The following is a 15,578-nucleotide window of genomic DNA, read 5'->3' as shown; positions in this document are numbered from 1 at the left end:
CGCTAGGCGGCAAACAGACCCAGACAAGCGATAACCCCCGCCAAGGTCAGCCATGGCCGGTAATACAGCAGCCCTGCGATGACCCATCCGTACGCGAGGAGCGTAAATAGCGGGTGGGCGGTGATGGTGACCACGGGCAGGCTAGCCACGCCGTGGGCGATGGTATTGATCCACCACGCTGCGGGTTCGATGAGTTTTAATAATCCCGCGGCGACGATGCTCAAGGGGCCTAGCTGCGCGGCGATGGCTGCGAGCAGCCCGACCACGGTAATGGGTGCGGTGGCGGGTGCTACCAAGACATTGGCGAGGACCGAGACGACGGATACCTCACCGGACATGAGGGCGATAAGCGGCAGGGTGAGGATATCGGCGGCAATCGCCACGGCAATAGCGCGCAGGAAGATGGCGGGCCAGCCGGTGACCGCGAGCTGCGAATAGATAAGCGGGCTTAGCATGACGATGCCGAAGGTCGCCGCGCACGATAGCGCGAAGCCAAAATGCACCGCGAGGTCCGAATCCACGAAAAGGAGGGTGAGGATGCCGAGGCTGAGCGCGTGGATGGGTTCCATGGTGGAAGAGTGCAGCACCGCGAGCAGGCCTACTACCCCGGCGACAGCCGCGCGCTGCACCGACGGTTCAAGTCCCACCAAGACGACATAGGTGGCTAGCGCGGCCAAGGACACCACCACCCTGGTGCGCGGTCCGGCGGCGCACGCGGCGCAAACGATGGCGGCGAAGGAACAGACGATGGCCACATTGGCACCGGATACAGCGCTGAGGTGCGATAGCCCGGTATCGATGTAGAGTTCGCGCTCGGCGGGACTTTGCAGGGAGGTATCGCCAAGCACCATGCCTGGGATGAGCCCCTGGCTGCTCGGGCCTACCGCCTCTAGTACGACCGCGCGGAAGTTATCGGCCACCCGTGCGGCCCAGCCGGCTAGGCCCGAAGGTGGCGCGGCGATGCTCAAGTGGGAGGCGTTGGCTATCACGTTCCCGACTCCGGGTTGGTCGGACTCGGAAAGCTGTACCGCTGCCGTGACTTGCGTTCCGGCAGGGACGCTCAGTGGCTCGGGGCTAAAGACCGGAAGCTGCGCGGGGTAGCCCGGGACATCGAGCCGGATGAGCCAGCCGCCGGTGCTCGTTTGGGTCGGCGCGGTGACCACGCGGCCGGTAATCTCGCGGCCGAAGTCAAAGGCGGCCGCACGCGCCTGTCGCACGCCTGCTACGAAGGCGGCGGCGCTGGCGAGCACGCCGCAAAAGATGGCTTGGCCCCAGTGCCGGGCGAGCAGGCATATTCCTACGACACTGCCGATGCACGCCACGGCCCACCCCTGCCCGAAAACCAGCACCGCGATGACCGCCACCCATGCGGTCAGGGCGCCGGGCAGCAGACGGAGTTCTTTCATCGCGGCGTGGCCTCTTCTGCCTACAGCTGCACGTTATCTTTGAGCTTGGCAAACTTGGCGGGACCAATCCCGCTGACCTCGAGGAGTTCCTCGACGTCCTTAAATCCCCCGCGCTCTTCACGGAAGGAGACGATGGCTTCCGCGGTGACCTCCCCTACTCCGTTGAGATCCATGAGATCGGCGGCGGTCGCGGAATTAAGGCTGACTTTATCGCCGCCGGCGGGTGCTGCGATGGGGGCATCGGCAAGCGCGGGGTCGGGCGGAGCACCTTGGGGCAGGATGTGGAGCTGCTGGCCATCGGCAAGCCGCTGCGCTTGGTTGAGCGTCATGGTCTCCGCCTCCGGCAAAGGCGTGGCGGCCGCGAGGGCATCAGCGACGCGGGCACCGGGCTCGAGGGTCTTCAGGCCAGGTGCTGCAACCTCGCCGACGACGGATACGACGATTTCGCTAGCCTCCGCGCTGGGCTCGGCGGTGGTACTGCCCATCGCCGCGGGTTCGGGCATGCCGGACTCATCCGAATTGCGGGAGCTCAGGCCCAGCCAGATAATGACGCCCACCACCACGATGATGGCTACCGCGCAGGCTTGCCAGCGGCTGATGCGCACTCGCGGGCGCGGGTAATCGACCTGGAGGAGTTCTTCCTCGCCGGTGGGTTGAGTATATTCGCGGAGTCGTTCGCTGATCTTGGGTGCCGCCATAGCCCACAGGCTAGGAAGCCGCCGCGTGCGGTGCGAGAACGTGGGCAGAGGCGCTGTGGATAAGTCGTTGTAGGAGGCAACCAAACGGGTCCTGGCGGGATAGTTATCCACAATCAGGGGCGCACAGGCCGTAGGGCTTCGCCCGTGCGTGCGAGGGCCTAGGAGCTAAATACCGCAGATACCCCAATGGCGGAGGGCCCAGCGTGCACGGCGAGCACCTCGGTTAAGGGCGTGGTGATAAAGGACGTGCCTTCTGGCAGAGTATCGCGCAAGAGGCCCTGCAGCTTGTCCGCCGCTTCGCCGGCCTGGTTGTGCTGAATGGCGATGAAGGCGGGCTCGCCGGCGGCGCGGGCGGCGATGATCTCTACCACCTTGGTAAAGGCCTTGGTTTGCGTGCGGGTTTTTCCCACCAGTTCCAGCTTGCCGTCCACGATGGACATAATCGGCTTGGTGGCTAGAAGCGCGGTGGACAACATGGCGGTGGCGGCAGACATGCGGCCCGAACGGCGCATATCCTCGGTGGAATGCAGGTACACCCAGGTAGCCGCCCGCTCGATGCTGTCTAGCGCCGCCGCGTGGCATTCTTCCAGCGCCGCGCCGTGTGCCGCCTTAGTGGCAGCCGCCATCGCCGCCGCGCCCATGACCATGCCGGCCGAGCCGGAATCGATAACGCGCACTGTATCGGGGAAAACCCCTGCCGCGGCCACCGCCGCCGACCACGTGGACGAAAGCTCCTTGGACAGGTGGATGGCGATCACGCCATCATCCTGCGCCTTTTCCATTTCCCGGCCGTAGGCGGCGGCCAATTCGAGGGAAGACAGGCCCGAAGTGGTGCGAAGCTTTCCGCCCTTATCCTCGCTATCCATCACGTGCAGGTCAATGACGGTGATATCGAGTTCTTCAGCAATCTCTGGGGGCAGGCTGGCCGCGGAGTCAGTAATGACGCGAACGGTCACTAGGTATCTGCCCCTCCATCACCGGTGACCTCGCCACCCATATTCCAGCCATCGAAGTACCACTGCGCACTCTTCACCGTCTGCGGCGTAAATTCCAGCGAGGTCACGGGGGTTTCCGGATTGAAATCCGGGCGGGCGGTCAGTTGCGACCAGTGGGTATTTTTCAGACCGGACAAAATGCCGTACTGGCCGTGATCCAGACCCAACAGGTGGCACGTCAGCGCGGAGATGGCGCCACCGTGGGCGACGATGAGCACGGCGCCGTCATCCCAGCCGGAAAATTCCTGCATGAGCTCGTCGACGACCGGGCGTGCGCGCCGCGCCACATCTACGCGGGACTCGCCTTCTGGCGGCGCCCAAGTGGGATCGTGGCGCCAGATTGCGCGGGCGCCGGGAAATTCAGCATCCACTTCGGCAGAGCTCTTGCCTTGCCACTGCCCCAGATTGGTCTCGCGCAGGCGGGGATCCGTAGAAAAGTCCAGGCCGAGCGATTCTGCCACCACCCGCGCGGTTTCTCGCGCGCGCTGCAAATCGGAGGCGACGATTTTTACCACGCCCTGATCCCGGAGCAGGCGCGCGGCGGCGCGGGCCTGTTCATATCCGACATCGGAAAGCTCAGTGTCCAAGTGGCCCTGCATGCGGCCGGATGCATTGTAGGTGGTTTGTCCGTGGCGGATCAGAATCAGGCGGCGGCTCATGGTGGGGTTAAAGCTCCTCGTCCTCGCCAGGGGCCTTTTGCGCCAATGGCAGCTCATCAATGGAATCCACGGTGCGCGGGTTAACGCCATTAGTCCAATCGCCAGGGCGCTCGGGTGGCTCAATGCCCTCAATGTCCACCAACGGGCAATCGTGGTAGAGGCGGTCAAGCCCGTAGTGCTCGCGCTGATCGGTGCGCTGCACGTGGATGACAATATTGCCATAGTCCAACAGCACCCAGCGGTTTTCGCGGTTGCCCTCGCGGCGCTGTGGCTCAAAGCCCTGGGCCGTCATTTGGTCCTCCACCTCATCCACGATGGAGCCGACCTGGCGCTCATTATCGGCAGAAGCCAGCACGAAAACCTCGGTGATGGCAAGGACATCGGAGACATCGATTGCTGCGATATTGCTAGCTAACTTGTCCTGTGCGGCATGTGCCGCGGTTGCCGCCATGCGGCGGGCGAGATCAGAAATAGACAATGTATAAAAATTCCCTTTTCGCGTCTGGTGAGGAAGTGTCTTTTAGCTGTCTATTCTTGCACGTTCGGCGCGATTGTGCCCAAACTTGAACTATAAAGGTTTATCCGGCTGCGCCGAGTAGAGATTATTTTTGGTGATGTATTGCACCACTCCATCCGGAACCAGGTACCACACCGGCCGGTTTTGCGCGGCCCGCTCGCGGCAATCCGTGGAAGAAATGGCCATGGCGGGGATATCGATGAGGTTGATATCTTCCCGCGAGTCGGCCGGCAGCATGTCTGTACTCAGCTCGTAGCCTGGGCGCGTAACACCCACGAAGTGCGCCATTTCCAGCATCTCTTCCCAGTTATGCCAGCTCATGATGGACTGCAGGGAATCCGCACCGGTGATGAAGTAAAATTCGGCACCCGGAAAAAGGCCACGCAGATCGCGCAGGGTATCGATGGTATAGGTAGGGCCCTTGCGGTCAATATCCACGCGGGAGACGGTAAAACGCGGGTTGGAGGCCGTTGCCACCATGGTCATCAAATACCGGTGCTCCGCGGCGGTGACCTCGCGGGAGGCCTTCTGCCACGGTTGACCGGTGGGTACAAAGACTACGGTATCGAGGGCAAAGCGGTGCGCCGCCTCGCTGGCGGCGACCAAGTGGCCATTGTGGATTGGATCAAAGGTGCCGCCCATGATCCCAATGCGCTGGGAATTAGTCATGGCTGGAGAGTATAGCCGCTACCCTGCTGGGGAGTTAAGCCAGCCAGCCACGGTATCGGCCACGCGGGCATTGTCCTGTTCCACCGCCGCATCGCCCTCACTTTCGCGGAAATACGAGGCGTGGTGGGCGGCCTTAGTGGCTAGGGCGTCTTTGGCATTGCGCAGGTTGAGATCGCAAACGAAGTCGCCGGCAAGGCAGTAGTCGATACGGCGATCGGCCGGCAGTGCGGCACTGTGAGGAATGAGATATCGCGGAATCGGCCCGGCCATGCCGCCGGGACGCCGCAAGGGATTGCCCAGGTAGATCGCCCCGGCGAGCTTGTCCTTGGACGCGAGGTAGCGCTCCGCGCTTGTGGCGATAATGGCTCCTTGCGAATACCCAGCGGTGATATAGCGCGGGCTGCAACCCGTTTCCTCTTCGTACTGCTCCACCACGCGCGGCGCGTTGTTCATGCCGCTGCGCAGGCTCTGCACAAAGCCAACGGTGACCTGATAGATCAACTCGTGCAAGGGGTGCTCCAACAGCACTCCGCCCAGGCGTCGCATCAGCTGCAGCGGGCGCAGGTTTTCGCCCTCTTGGGCCAGCGGTGGCAGGTTCATCGAGGCTGGATATGCATCTGCATCCAGCGCCAGCACGTAGGCATTATCCATGGTGCCGGGGTGACGTTGTTCTACCAGGTGGAAGAGCGCTGCGAGGTTGGGACCTTCATAACCATTGGATTCCGCGCCCTGTTCCGAGTAGCGCTGTGGGCCGAAATACTCACCGTGTTCCTCGTTTTGGTCCGAGCCGCGTGCGGCAAGGAAAACGTAATCGGGACAGGTCTCGGCCTGCGTGTGGGGCTGACCCGCCGCCGCGGCAGGGGCGAGCATAGACATGCCAAGCGCCGCCGTGGCGGCGATAGTTACGAAACCAGCGGCGGCGCGAGAGCGAGGAAAAAGACGCATATTCTTATGGGCGTACGTGACCGGTGCCTTGGAGGACCCACTTGGAAGAGGTCAGCTCCGGCAGGGCCATTGGGCCACGAGCGTGCAGCTTCTGGGTGGAAATACCGATTTCTGCACCCATGCCATAGACCTCGCCATCGGTGAAGGCAGTGGAGGCGTTGAGCATAACGGCTGCGGCATCGACCTCGTTGCCGAACTTAACCAAGACGTCCGCATCCTGGGCCGCGATGCCCTCGGTGTGGCCGGTGGTAAATTCCGCGATGTGCGCGATGGCAGCGTCAACGCCGTCAACCACCTTGGCGCAGATGTCCATGGACAGCGACTCTTCGCGCCAATCCTCCTCGGTGGCCTGGACAACGTCCGTGGCACCGAAGCCCTCGAGCTCGTCAACGTCACCGTGGACGGTGACGTCTGCATCTTGGAGGGCGCGGACGATGCGCAGCTTGGTGGCATCATCAAGCGCAGCATCAATAAGCACGCACTCGGTGGAGTTGCAGACCGAGGTGCGGCGGGTCTTGCCGTTGATTACCATGTCGATGGCCTTGTCCATATCGGCCGAGGCATCGATGTAGAAGTGGCAGTTGCCGGTACCGGTCTCGATGGCTGGAACAGTAGCGCCGGTAACCACGGCCTCGATGAGCTTGGCGCCGCCGCGGGGGATAACCAAATCCACCAGGCCGCGGGCGGTAATCAAGTCTTGGACGGAGTCGTGGGTCTCACACGGCAGTAGCTGGACTACCTCGCGTGGCAGATCAAACTCTGCAAGGGTGTCCTGCAGAAGCTCCACCAGCTTGGTATTGGAGTTGCGCGCGGACTTGGAACCGCGCAGCAGCGGCACATTACCGGACTTCAGGGCGAGGCCGAAAGCATCCACGGTGACGTTCGGGCGAGCCTCGTAGACCATGCCCATCACGCCGAGCGGGACGCGCACCTGCTTCATCTGGATGCCGTTATCCATGGTGCGGCCCTGCAGGATCTCGCCTACTGGGTCTTGCAGGCCAGCGACCTGACGCAGGCCATCTGCAATGCCCTCGACGCGGGCAGCGTCCAGGGTCAGGCGGTCAATGAGGGAATCGGACATGCCGCGTTCGCGACCCGCCTCAATATCCTGCTGGTTAGCAGCAAGGATGTCATCGGTGTGGGCAATAAGATTTTCAGCTGCGCGCTGCAAGATTTCATTCTTGCGCGGCGTGGACAGCTGCGCCACGACGGGCGCAACGTCCTTAGCAGCACGGGCTTTGGACAGAACTTCTTCGCGTTCAGTGTTGCTCATGTCATACCAGAGTAACGTACCTGCCCGAGTTTTTCAGCCGCCCGTCTTTTACCTCGCACTTTTCCTCAATTGTGCGGGCTACGCAGTGAAATCTCCTCCCCTTCCCTCGCCTGAAACTGCAGTAAAACTCACAGGTTCAAACCCTAATGTTCATTACCTTGAAAATGATACTTGGGTATGTTTATTCTTTGCTTGATAGGTTTCACTGCAAAAAGGAGCATTTATGAAAAAGAACGTGGCCAAGCTGGGCCTGATGCTGACTCTGAGCGGGCTCGCCCTCACCGCCTGCAGCACGAATGACGGCGGCAGCGATTCAGACGCGGGCCCCGGATCGGGCGATGATCAGACCATCAAGGCTGTTGCCACCACCACGCAGATCTGCGATTACCTCACTCAAATTGCTCAGGGTGGCATGACGCTGCACAAGGTGGATTCCAGCGGCAAGGAAACCACCGAGGGCGATGGTGGTACCACCCTCGATCTCACCTGCCTGTTGGCGCCGAATGCCAGCGCTCACGAACACGAAATGACCCCGCAGCAGATGAGTGCCATGGCGGATGCGGATTTCCTCTTTAAAAACGGCGTCGACCTCGAGCACTTTCTCGATAACGCCGTGGAGTCCTCCGGCTTCGATGGCGAGACTATCGTCACCGCAGGCGATGACGATTCCAACCACAAGATAGACCTTCGCCCGTGGCCCTTCCCCGGCGAGGACGGCGAGGAACCAGAATTCACCCACGACCCACACGTATGGACCTCCCCCAAGAACGCCAAAATCCAGGTACAAAACATCGTGGATGCCTTGGCCGATAAGGAACCATCCGTGAAGAAAGTCGGTGAAAAATACACCAAGCAGCTCGACGAGCTGGATAAATGGGTCACCGAGTCCCTGGAGACCGTCCCTGAGCAGGAACGCGTGCTCTTTTCATCGCACGATGCCTTCGGCTACTTCTCCAACGACTATGACGTGGAATTCGTCGGATCCGCGCTCACGGACTTCAATAACCAGCAGGACGCTACTTCCTCGCACATCGAGGACGCAGCCAAGGAGGTCCGCGATTCCGGCGCCAAGGCTATTTTCGCGGAAAACTCCAATAACTCTAAGTCCATCGAGGCAATCGCCCGCGCCGCAGGTGTCAAGGCCATTACGGATGAAGACGCCCTGTACGGCGATTCCTTGGGCGTGCCAAATAGCGACGGTGCAACCTACATCGGCTCCATCATCCACAACGTCACCACCTTGGTAGATGCCTGGGACGGTGAAGTGGCCGATCTGCCAGAAAGCCTGGACGCCGCGCAATGAGTGCACCGCTTCTAAAGCTTTCCCATGCCTCTTGCGGCTATGGCACCACCACCATCGTGGACGATGTCTCCTTAACCATCCACGAAGGTGAGGCCATCGCGCTGCTGGGGGCTAATGGTGCTGGTAAGTCCACGCTCTTAAAGGCCATCGCTGGCCTTGCCACCCTGCGCGGCGAGCACGAGCGCACGGCGACGCTGGGATATGTTCCCCAGCACCACACCTGCGATCCCACCTTCCCCGTCACCGCCTGCCGGGTCGTGGAAATGGGCTTGCTCAACAAGGCCTCGTGGTGGGAGCGTATGGGCAGCATGCGCCGCCTGCGCCCGCAGATCACCCAAGCGCTAGAGCTCGTCGGCATGGCGGAAAAGGCGAAGACGCGCTGGGACAAGCTCTCGGGCGGGCAGCGCCAACGCATATTTATCGCCCGCGCGCTCGCCGCACACCCAGACCTCGTACTCATGGACGAGCCCTTCAATGGCCTGGACCAAGACAGCAGGCAGGTGCTTTTGGGGATCATCGCCAAGCTCAAGGAGAGCGGGGTTGCCCTGCTCATTTCCACCCACGATCCCATTTTGGCGCAGCGCGCCTGCGATGCCGGAATGCTCATCGTGGACGGTCACAGCGAGGTCCTTGATACCGAGGATGCAGTCGAGCGCTACCTGGAGGCCACGTCGGTATTTCAGGGGGACATGTGACGCTTCTGCTTACTGCTCCCTTTATGCAGCGCGCGGCCCTGTTTTTGCTGTGCGTAGCCCTGACCGGCGCGGTGATCAGCGTGGTGGTCAACCTGCGCCGCATGGAATTTAGCGTCGAGGCGCTGGTCCACTCGGTATTCCCGGGCATCGTCATTGGCCTGGCCGTGGCGGGCTTTCCCGGCATCTTGCCCGGCGCCGCCATAGCTGCTGGCGTCGCAGTGCTCATTTTGGCGCGCCTTAATTCCGGCAGCGATGGCCACGATCATGAATCCGGCACCGCCGTGGTGCTGACCTTGATGTATGGCATCGGCGTGGTCATCAGCCTCGCCGTAGGGGATCGTTCCGGCCAGCTAGAGGCCCTTATGTTTGGCCGCTTGCTCGATATCACCACTGACCGCATGATCCCCTCGATCATCTTGTGCGTGGTTGCCGCCCTGCTCATCCTGGCCACCTGGCGCTCGCAAGTAGCCGTGGCCTTTGACCGCGAATCCGCGCGCGCCACCGGCATCCGCGTGGGGCTAATCGATGTCACTGCCAACGTAGCGGTGGGCCTAATCGTCGTCGCCGCGAGCTCCGCCATTGGTGTGTTGCTCGTCTTGGGTTTCGTCGTGGTACCAGGCCTGGTCGGGCGCGTCTTAGCCAGCACCCCGGTGCAGATGCTCCTGTGGGCATTGGTCGGCGCGGTGCTAGCCGTATGCGTGGGCCTGTGGCTCATGCTTTCGGTAACCTCCCACCAGATTTCCCCGCAGGCCATCGTCGCGCTGTCGCTGTCCCTAACCGTTCCGCTCGCACTTTTAGGCAGGCGCATATGGGGGTCTTAACATTGCCATTCCTCGAAGCCATCGCGGTGGGCTGCCTTTCCGGGCTGGTGGGCACGCTCATGGTGCTGGGCAACCGCGTCTTTTTTGCAGAGAGCCTTTCTCACGGCACCTTTCCCGGCGCGGTTATCGGCGTCGTCGTAGCCAATGCGCTGGGCGCCAACTTGAGCGATGGGCTCATGCTCGGCTCCGTGGCGGTCTGCATTCCGCTGGCGATTTTCATGCATTACCTGGGCAGGGTGCATGGCGTATCCTCTACCGCTGCGGCGGGCACCACGCTCACTCTGGGCTTTGCGCTGGGCATTTTGCTGCTGCGTTGGTTTCAGCCGTTGCCGCTGCACGTCGATAGCTTCCTGGTGGGCTCGCTTACTACGGTTAACCACCGCGATGTCGCCGTCGCGGCCGGACTGGTCGTTATCTGTTTGCTGGCGGTATTGGCCTGCCGGCGCCGCCTTTTCCAGGCCTATTTCGACCCCAGCACGTCCCCGCATAGCGGGCTTTACGATGCCCTGACGCTCGGCCTTATCTGCTTGACGATGGCCGCCGTCATCCCCGCCGTCGGCACCATCTTGTCCATTGCCCTACTCGTGGCCCCGGCCGCGGGCCTGCGCCCGTGGGTATCGCGGCCGGAGGTGCTGCTTATCGGGGCTGGCATCATTGGCATCACCATCGCGGTCGCCGGGCTATTTATCGCCGCGCACTTAAGCCTTTCGGCCGGCGGCACCATCGCCATTGTGGCGGGCGTCTTTTACCTCACCAGCATGGCGGCCTATAAGGCGGTTTCCTAGCGTGCGGCGCTGCAGGGCGCCGCACCGCGCCGCAACAGCGCGGCGAGTAGCACAGTGTGCGTCGCAGGTTAATTGGTTGAGGCGAGGCGGACGGTGATCTCACGGGCGGCCACCTCTGCCAGCGACATCTCTCCGCTTTCGGTCTGCACCGTCAACAGGCCAGCCACGCTATCGCTGACGCGCAGCTTATTGCCCAGCTCCACACCAAAGCGGTCGAGGTAGCGCAACAGGCCTGGATCCTCATCGCAGACGCGCTCCACGGTCACGGGCGCATCGAGCGGGGCGCTGGCGAGCGTGAGCGTGCCGAGATCCTCGATGCCACCGCCGACATCGGGAATGGGATCGCCGTGTGGATCGCGGTCAGGGGACCCCAGCAGCGCATCGATGCGGCCAATAAAACGATCGGAGCAGGCGTGCTCGAGGCGGTCAGCGTCCTCGTGCACCTCGTCCCAGGAATAATCCAGGGTCTCTACCAAGAAGGTTTCTAAAAGCCGGTGGCGGCGCACCATCTGCATCGCCAGCTCGCGGCCCGCAGGGCTCAATGAGACGCCCTGATAGCGCTCATGCTCCACCAGACCTTGGGCGGCGAGCTTTTTAATCGCCTCGGAGGCAGTGGGCACCTTTTGTTCCAGGCGGCCCGCCACATCCTTCAGCGCCACTGGGGCACCCCCGGAATGCTCCGATAAGTCCCACAGAACCTTGAGGTAGTCCTGGCTACGGGTAGGGAGTTCTTCTAGGTGCATGTCCACCATCTTAGTAATCGTGCTTGTGTCGTCCTGGGATAAGTGTTAAATTAATAGTAGTTCAACACGTTGAACTTTTAATTTCACTTGCCACGGACAGTGGGCGGTACGTCCTTTCTTCGGTACACACACGACGCACTCAGCCTTCGCTGTCCGTGGCTTTTGATTTTTCTAGTATCCCGCCTCCGGATCTACCTGGGTGGGCATGGACTCTCCCTTCTCCCACGCGGCGGCATTCGCATTGAAAATATCGCCCATGTGGTACTGCGCCACGTGCTTTGTCGCCCCGATGTGCGGGGTCATGGTGCAATTGGGCAGGGAGAGCAGCGGGTGGCCATCAGGAAGCGGCTCTGGGTCCACGACTTCCAAGCCAGCGCCTGCAATTTCGCCCTCGCGCAGGGCATCCACCAGATCATCGGTAACCACGGTGCTGCCGCGCCCGACGTTGATAAACAGCGCGGACGGTTTCATGGCGCGGAACTTCGCGGCATCGATTAGCCCCTCCGTTTCCTGCGTGGCGGGCAGGATGCAGAAAATAACATCGGCCTCGCCCCACACGTGCGCGGCATCAGCCATGGCCACCACCTCATCGGCGCCCTCCACGGGGCGCCCAGAGCGATTCACGGCGGTGATGTGGACCCTGAAGGGCTTGAGCAGGGCAATGAGTTGCTTGCCGATGCCCCCAGCACCCAAAATCGCTACCTTCTTCGGCCCCTGCTGGTCATAGATCCACTCCTGCGCCTCATCCAGTTCCTTAGCCACCGACCAGGTGCCGGCCTGTGTAAAGGCCTTGTGCTGGTGGGCCTGGGAGAGCAGGAGGCCCAAGGCGCATTCAGCCACCGGCTTGGCAAAGGCACCGGCGGAATTGCACCACGGCAATCCCTCAGAGGTAATCAATCCAGCATCAATGAGTTGGTTTACACCGGTAAAACAATGCTGCACCCAGCGAATATTGTCCGGCATCTCTGGGATGCGGCGCGGGCTGGGTGTGTTATTGACATAGACCTCTGCGTCTTCGAGGTTTTCTACGCGTTCGTGGCCGGCAGCGCTTAAGTCATCGACCATCGGCTGCCAGGTTTCTGGTCCCATAAAATACTTCATGGGACCAGCGTACGGCACGCGGCTAGATGCGCGAGGCGAAGTTGGAAAGGTAATCCGCGTGCACGACGGAGCGGCGCTTATCTTCTGGCAGCTCGCTCATCTGCATGCCCTTGATCGCGTTCAATTCCTCGGAATCGAAGCGGACCTCACCGCGGCCGATAACCTCGCCCTTCGGGCCCAAGATATCGATGATCTCGCCCTTGTTGAATTCACCGCGGACATCGGTAATACCCACGGCAAGCAAGGAGGTACCGCCCTTGGTCACGGCTTCCTTCGCACCCTCATCCAGGCGCACGGCTCCGCCGGTATCGGCGCAGTAGAGTGCCCAGAACTTCCAGGCCGAAAGCTGGCGTTCCTCGCGGGTGTGGAAGACGGTGCCCACGGAGGCATCGGAAAGCGCGGGGCCAATATTATCGGTGGAGGTCAACAGCACTGGAATGCCGCCGCGGGTGGCCAGGCGGGCGGCCGAGACCTTCGTGGCCATACCGCCGGTGCCAACCTTGCCGCCATCGCCTGCAACAACGCCCTTAAGATCCTTACCGGTGCGCACCTCGTCGATGAACTTCGCATCCGGCTCGGCCGGGTTCTTGTCATAGAGGCCATCAACGTCAGAGAACAGGAAGAGCGCGTCTGCGCCCACCAAATTTGCGACCAAGGCCGATAGGCGGTCGTTATCGCCAAAGTGCATCTCCGAGGTAGCAACGGCGTCGTTTTCGTTCACGATGGGAATGGTGCGCAGCTGGCGCAGGCGATCAATGGTGCGCTGCGCGTTGCGGGCGCGGTCGCGGTGCCCGGCATCGGACGCCGTAAGCAGCACCTGACCGATGGTGCGCTGGTAGCGCGCAAAGGAACGGCCCCACTCATAGGCTAGGTGAACCTGGCCCACAGACGCCGAGGCCTGCTTCGTAGCGAGGTCGGTGGGGCGCTGGTGCAGGCCGAGCGGGCCCATACCGGCAGCAACCGCACCGGAGGAAACGATGATGACATCGGAGCGTCCCATGCGTGCGTGGACAGCATCAACGATGTGATCGATCTTTTCCTGCGCCACGCGGAAATTCTCATCCGTCAGCGACGAGGAACCAATCTTTACAACGACGCGCTTGGCCTCAGCGATAGAGTTGCGCAATTCGGATTCAAACCCGGAGGCTATCGGGTTTTCATCAAGGGCTTCGGGGAACGGAGTATCAGCGGTAGGGCCATCAAACGGCTCTACGGGGAGCGGAAGAATGGGCTCTTTCTGTTGATCAGCAGACATAACTCAATAGTGTACAAAGCTTATGCCGCCCGCCCCCTTCATTGGGGCACATTTCCCCCATGTGCGCAGCATAATGCGTCTGAACTGGGGGCAATCATCCGGTGGAATTGCCCCCACTTCCCTTCACTGGAAGTTAACGACTAACCCTGCCACCGGTCACGGTTAGCGCCTTCACGGGTGATCTCTTCCTCGTCTCCGTAGTCGAGCTCATCAACCAAGCCACGCCGGGCTTGGGAAGCACGCTTGCGCTCCGCAGCCGACACGCGATTAGTGCCCTTGAGGCGGGCATCCTCACCGCGGCTGGCCATAGTGGGATCGCCGCCGGTCATCGGCTCCCATTCGAAGGTAATGCCGCCGATGGTAACGGGACAGCCTTCCACCGCGCCCTGCTTGTGCAGCTCGTCTTCCACGCCGGCCTTGGCCAGGCGGTCCGCCAAGTAGCCCACGGCCTCATCGTTTTCAAAGTCGGTCTGGGTGATCCAGCGCTCGATCTTTTCGCCTTCCACGATGAATCCGCCCTGCACTTCTGGGTCTGGTCGCACGCTAAAGTCTGCGAAGCTGCCGGTGTTTTTCTTATGCGCTTGGGCCTTGGGGTGAATAACGGTATGGGAAGGATCCCGCTTCGGCTTAGGCTGTGCCTTGTGGTGCTCGGTGACCATTTCCATGAGCTTGAATTTCAGCGGGTCCAAACCCTTACGCGCTGCCGCAGAAATGATAAACACCGGCCAGCCAAACTTTTCCTTCAGGTCATCCTTGACGAACTCCGCAAGCTCTTCTGCTTCCGGCACATCGGCCTTATTCAAAATGATAACGCGCGGGCGCTCGCGCAGGTCACCCAAGCCGGTATCGCTTTCTAGCGCTTCCTGGTATTTGGCCAGCTCATTTTCCAGCGCCTCAATATCGGATTCCGGGTCGCGGCCCGGCTCGATGGATGCGGTATCAACGACGTGGGCCAGCACGGCCGTGCGCTCGATGTGGCGCAAGAAGTCTAGCCCCAAGCCTTTGCCATCGGCGGCGCCAGGGATAAGACCAGGGACATCTGCAATGGTAAAGGAGCTATCGCCCATATCCACCACACCCAAGTTGGGCTGCAGGGTGGTAAACGGGTAGTCACCAATCTTCGGCTTGGCTGCAGACAGCACAGAGATCAACGAGGACTTGCCCGCCGAAGGAAATCCCACAAGCCCCACATCCGCCATGGATTTCAGCTCGAGCACCAAATCATGAGCTTGGCCCGGCTCGCCCTGCAGCGCAAAGCCCGGTGCCTTGCGGTTCTTAGACGCCAACGCCGCGTTGCCCAAGCCGCCAAAACCGCCCTCGGCCGCGACGAAACGCGTGCCCGGCACAGTAAGATCCGCCAAGGTCTCACCCTTTTCCGTGCGCACAACCGTACCTGCGGGAACCTCCAGAATCAGGTCCTCACCGCGCGCGCCATTGCGCATATCGCCGGCACCGTTACCACCGCGCTCGGCCTTAATATGCGGGCGGTAGTGGAAGTCCATCAAGGTATGGATCTGCTCTGAGACCTCCAAAACAATGTCGCCACCGTGGCCGCCATTGCCGCCATCCGGTCCGCCCAATGGCTTGAATTTCTCGCGGTGGACAGACACACAGCCATGCCCACCGTCGCCAGCCTGTAAGTGCAAGACGACGCGGTCAATAAATCGTGCCATGATGTGCCACACCCTTCTTATTTAAATCTATTGTCTTAGC

Annotated in this window: 16 protein-coding genes; 4 read left to right on the top strand and 12 right to left on the bottom strand. The window is 61.5% G+C overall.

The annotated features are described in order from the left end of the window. Window positions 1–2: 2 nt before the first annotated feature. From ABRP64_RS02435 to ABRP64_RS02400, 8 genes are all read right to left on the bottom strand, one after another. Window positions 3–1,406 carry a ComEC/Rec2 family competence protein gene (locus tag ABRP64_RS02435; protein ID WP_284782305.1) on the bottom strand — a complete coding sequence of 468 codons (1,404 nt, stop codon included), beginning with the start codon at window positions 1,404–1,406 and terminating at the stop codon, window positions 3–5. A 20-nt stretch (window positions 1,407–1,426) separates the two neighbouring features. Then, complete coding sequence (locus ABRP64_RS02430; protein WP_284770233.1) at window positions 1,427–2,104, bottom strand: ComEA family DNA-binding protein; 678 nt, start codon at window positions 2,102–2,104, stop codon at window positions 1,427–1,429. A gap of 158 nt (window positions 2,105–2,262) precedes the next feature. After that, window positions 2,263–3,060, bottom strand: a complete 798-nt coding sequence (locus tag ABRP64_RS02425) for a DegV family protein (protein WP_284853585.1) — start codon at window positions 3,058–3,060, stop codon at window positions 2,263–2,265. After that, window positions 3,060–3,758, bottom strand: coding sequence for a histidine phosphatase family protein (locus ABRP64_RS02420; RefSeq protein ID WP_349865285.1), 699 nt, complete (start codon window positions 3,756–3,758; stop codon window positions 3,060–3,062). The genes ABRP64_RS02425 and ABRP64_RS02420 overlap by 1 nt, the downstream gene beginning before the upstream one ends. A gap of 7 nt (window positions 3,759–3,765) precedes the next feature. After that, on the bottom strand, window positions 3,766–4,209 hold the full coding sequence (gene rsfS / locus ABRP64_RS02415) for a ribosome silencing factor (RefSeq protein WP_198010384.1): 444 nt from the start codon (window positions 4,207–4,209) through the stop codon (window positions 3,766–3,768). Window positions 4,210–4,326: 117 nt separating this feature from the next. Continuing rightward, window positions 4,327–4,944: a nicotinate-nucleotide adenylyltransferase gene (nadD, locus tag ABRP64_RS02410; RefSeq protein WP_349865283.1), complete on the bottom strand. Its 618-nt coding sequence runs from the start codon at window positions 4,942–4,944 to the stop codon at window positions 4,327–4,329. An 18-nt stretch (window positions 4,945–4,962) separates the two neighbouring features. Next, window positions 4,963–5,889 (bottom strand): cutinase family protein, encoded by a 927-nt coding sequence (locus tag ABRP64_RS02405; protein WP_296087216.1) that lies wholly within the window; start codon window positions 5,887–5,889, stop codon window positions 4,963–4,965. A gap of 4 nt (window positions 5,890–5,893) precedes the next feature. After that, window positions 5,894–7,162 carry a glutamate-5-semialdehyde dehydrogenase gene (locus tag ABRP64_RS02400; protein WP_239268691.1) on the bottom strand — a complete coding sequence of 423 codons (1,269 nt, stop codon included), beginning with the start codon at window positions 7,160–7,162 and terminating at the stop codon, window positions 5,894–5,896. 223 nt (window positions 7,163–7,385) lie between these two features. Here ABRP64_RS02400 and ABRP64_RS02395 point away from each other — a divergent pair, with 223 nt between their 5' ends. From ABRP64_RS02395 to ABRP64_RS02380, 4 genes are read left to right on the top strand one after another with little or no spacing between them, the layout of a single operon-like run. Next, window positions 7,386–8,465, top strand: a complete 1,080-nt coding sequence (locus ABRP64_RS02395) for a metal ABC transporter substrate-binding protein (RefSeq protein WP_349865281.1) — start codon at window positions 7,386–7,388, stop codon at window positions 8,463–8,465. Next, entirely contained in the window at window positions 8,462–9,160 is a 699-nt protein-coding gene (locus ABRP64_RS02390) for a metal ABC transporter ATP-binding protein (RefSeq protein WP_284796423.1), read from the top strand. The genes ABRP64_RS02395 and ABRP64_RS02390 overlap by 4 nt, the downstream gene beginning before the upstream one ends. Next, on the top strand, window positions 9,157–9,981 hold the full coding sequence (locus ABRP64_RS02385) for a metal ABC transporter permease (RefSeq protein ID WP_284770225.1): 825 nt from the start codon (window positions 9,157–9,159) through the stop codon (window positions 9,979–9,981). The genes ABRP64_RS02390 and ABRP64_RS02385 overlap by 4 nt, the downstream gene beginning before the upstream one ends. Next, window positions 9,969–10,766, top strand: coding sequence for a metal ABC transporter permease (locus ABRP64_RS02380; protein ID WP_284770224.1), 798 nt, complete (start codon window positions 9,969–9,971; stop codon window positions 10,764–10,766). The genes ABRP64_RS02385 and ABRP64_RS02380 overlap by 13 nt, the downstream gene beginning before the upstream one ends. A gap of 68 nt (window positions 10,767–10,834) precedes the next feature. On the opposite strand, the gene ABRP64_RS02375 is transcribed toward ABRP64_RS02380, so the two are convergent. The 4 genes from ABRP64_RS02375 to obgE all read right to left on the bottom strand — a co-directional run bounded on the left by ABRP64_RS02375 (window position 10,835) and on the right by obgE (window position 15,538). Beyond that, window positions 10,835–11,509 (bottom strand): metal-dependent transcriptional regulator, encoded by a 675-nt coding sequence (locus tag ABRP64_RS02375; RefSeq protein ID WP_284853591.1) that lies wholly within the window; start codon window positions 11,507–11,509, stop codon window positions 10,835–10,837. 171 nt (window positions 11,510–11,680) lie between these two features. Next, the gene (locus ABRP64_RS02370) at window positions 11,681–12,610 is read right to left on the bottom strand and encodes a D-isomer specific 2-hydroxyacid dehydrogenase family protein (RefSeq protein WP_284770222.1); all 930 of its coding nucleotides are present in this window, start codon (window positions 12,608–12,610) and stop codon (window positions 11,681–11,683) included. 22 nt (window positions 12,611–12,632) lie between these two features. Beyond that, entirely contained in the window at window positions 12,633–13,865 is a 1,233-nt protein-coding gene (gene proB / locus ABRP64_RS02365) for a glutamate 5-kinase (protein WP_284770221.1), read from the bottom strand. Between the two features lie 140 nt (window positions 13,866–14,005). Continuing rightward, window positions 14,006–15,538 (bottom strand): GTPase ObgE, encoded by a 1,533-nt coding sequence (gene obgE / locus ABRP64_RS02360; protein ID WP_023023539.1) that lies wholly within the window; start codon window positions 15,536–15,538, stop codon window positions 14,006–14,008. Window positions 15,539–15,578: the final 40 nt, after the last annotated feature.

The organism is Corynebacterium sp. KPL4015 (assembly GCF_040225725.1).
GTDB lineage: Bacteria > Actinomycetota > Actinomycetes > Mycobacteriales > Mycobacteriaceae > Corynebacterium > Corynebacterium rhinophilum.
Note: the sequence above shows the minus strand (reverse complement) of the source record. Positions and strands in the feature narration are given on the sequence as shown.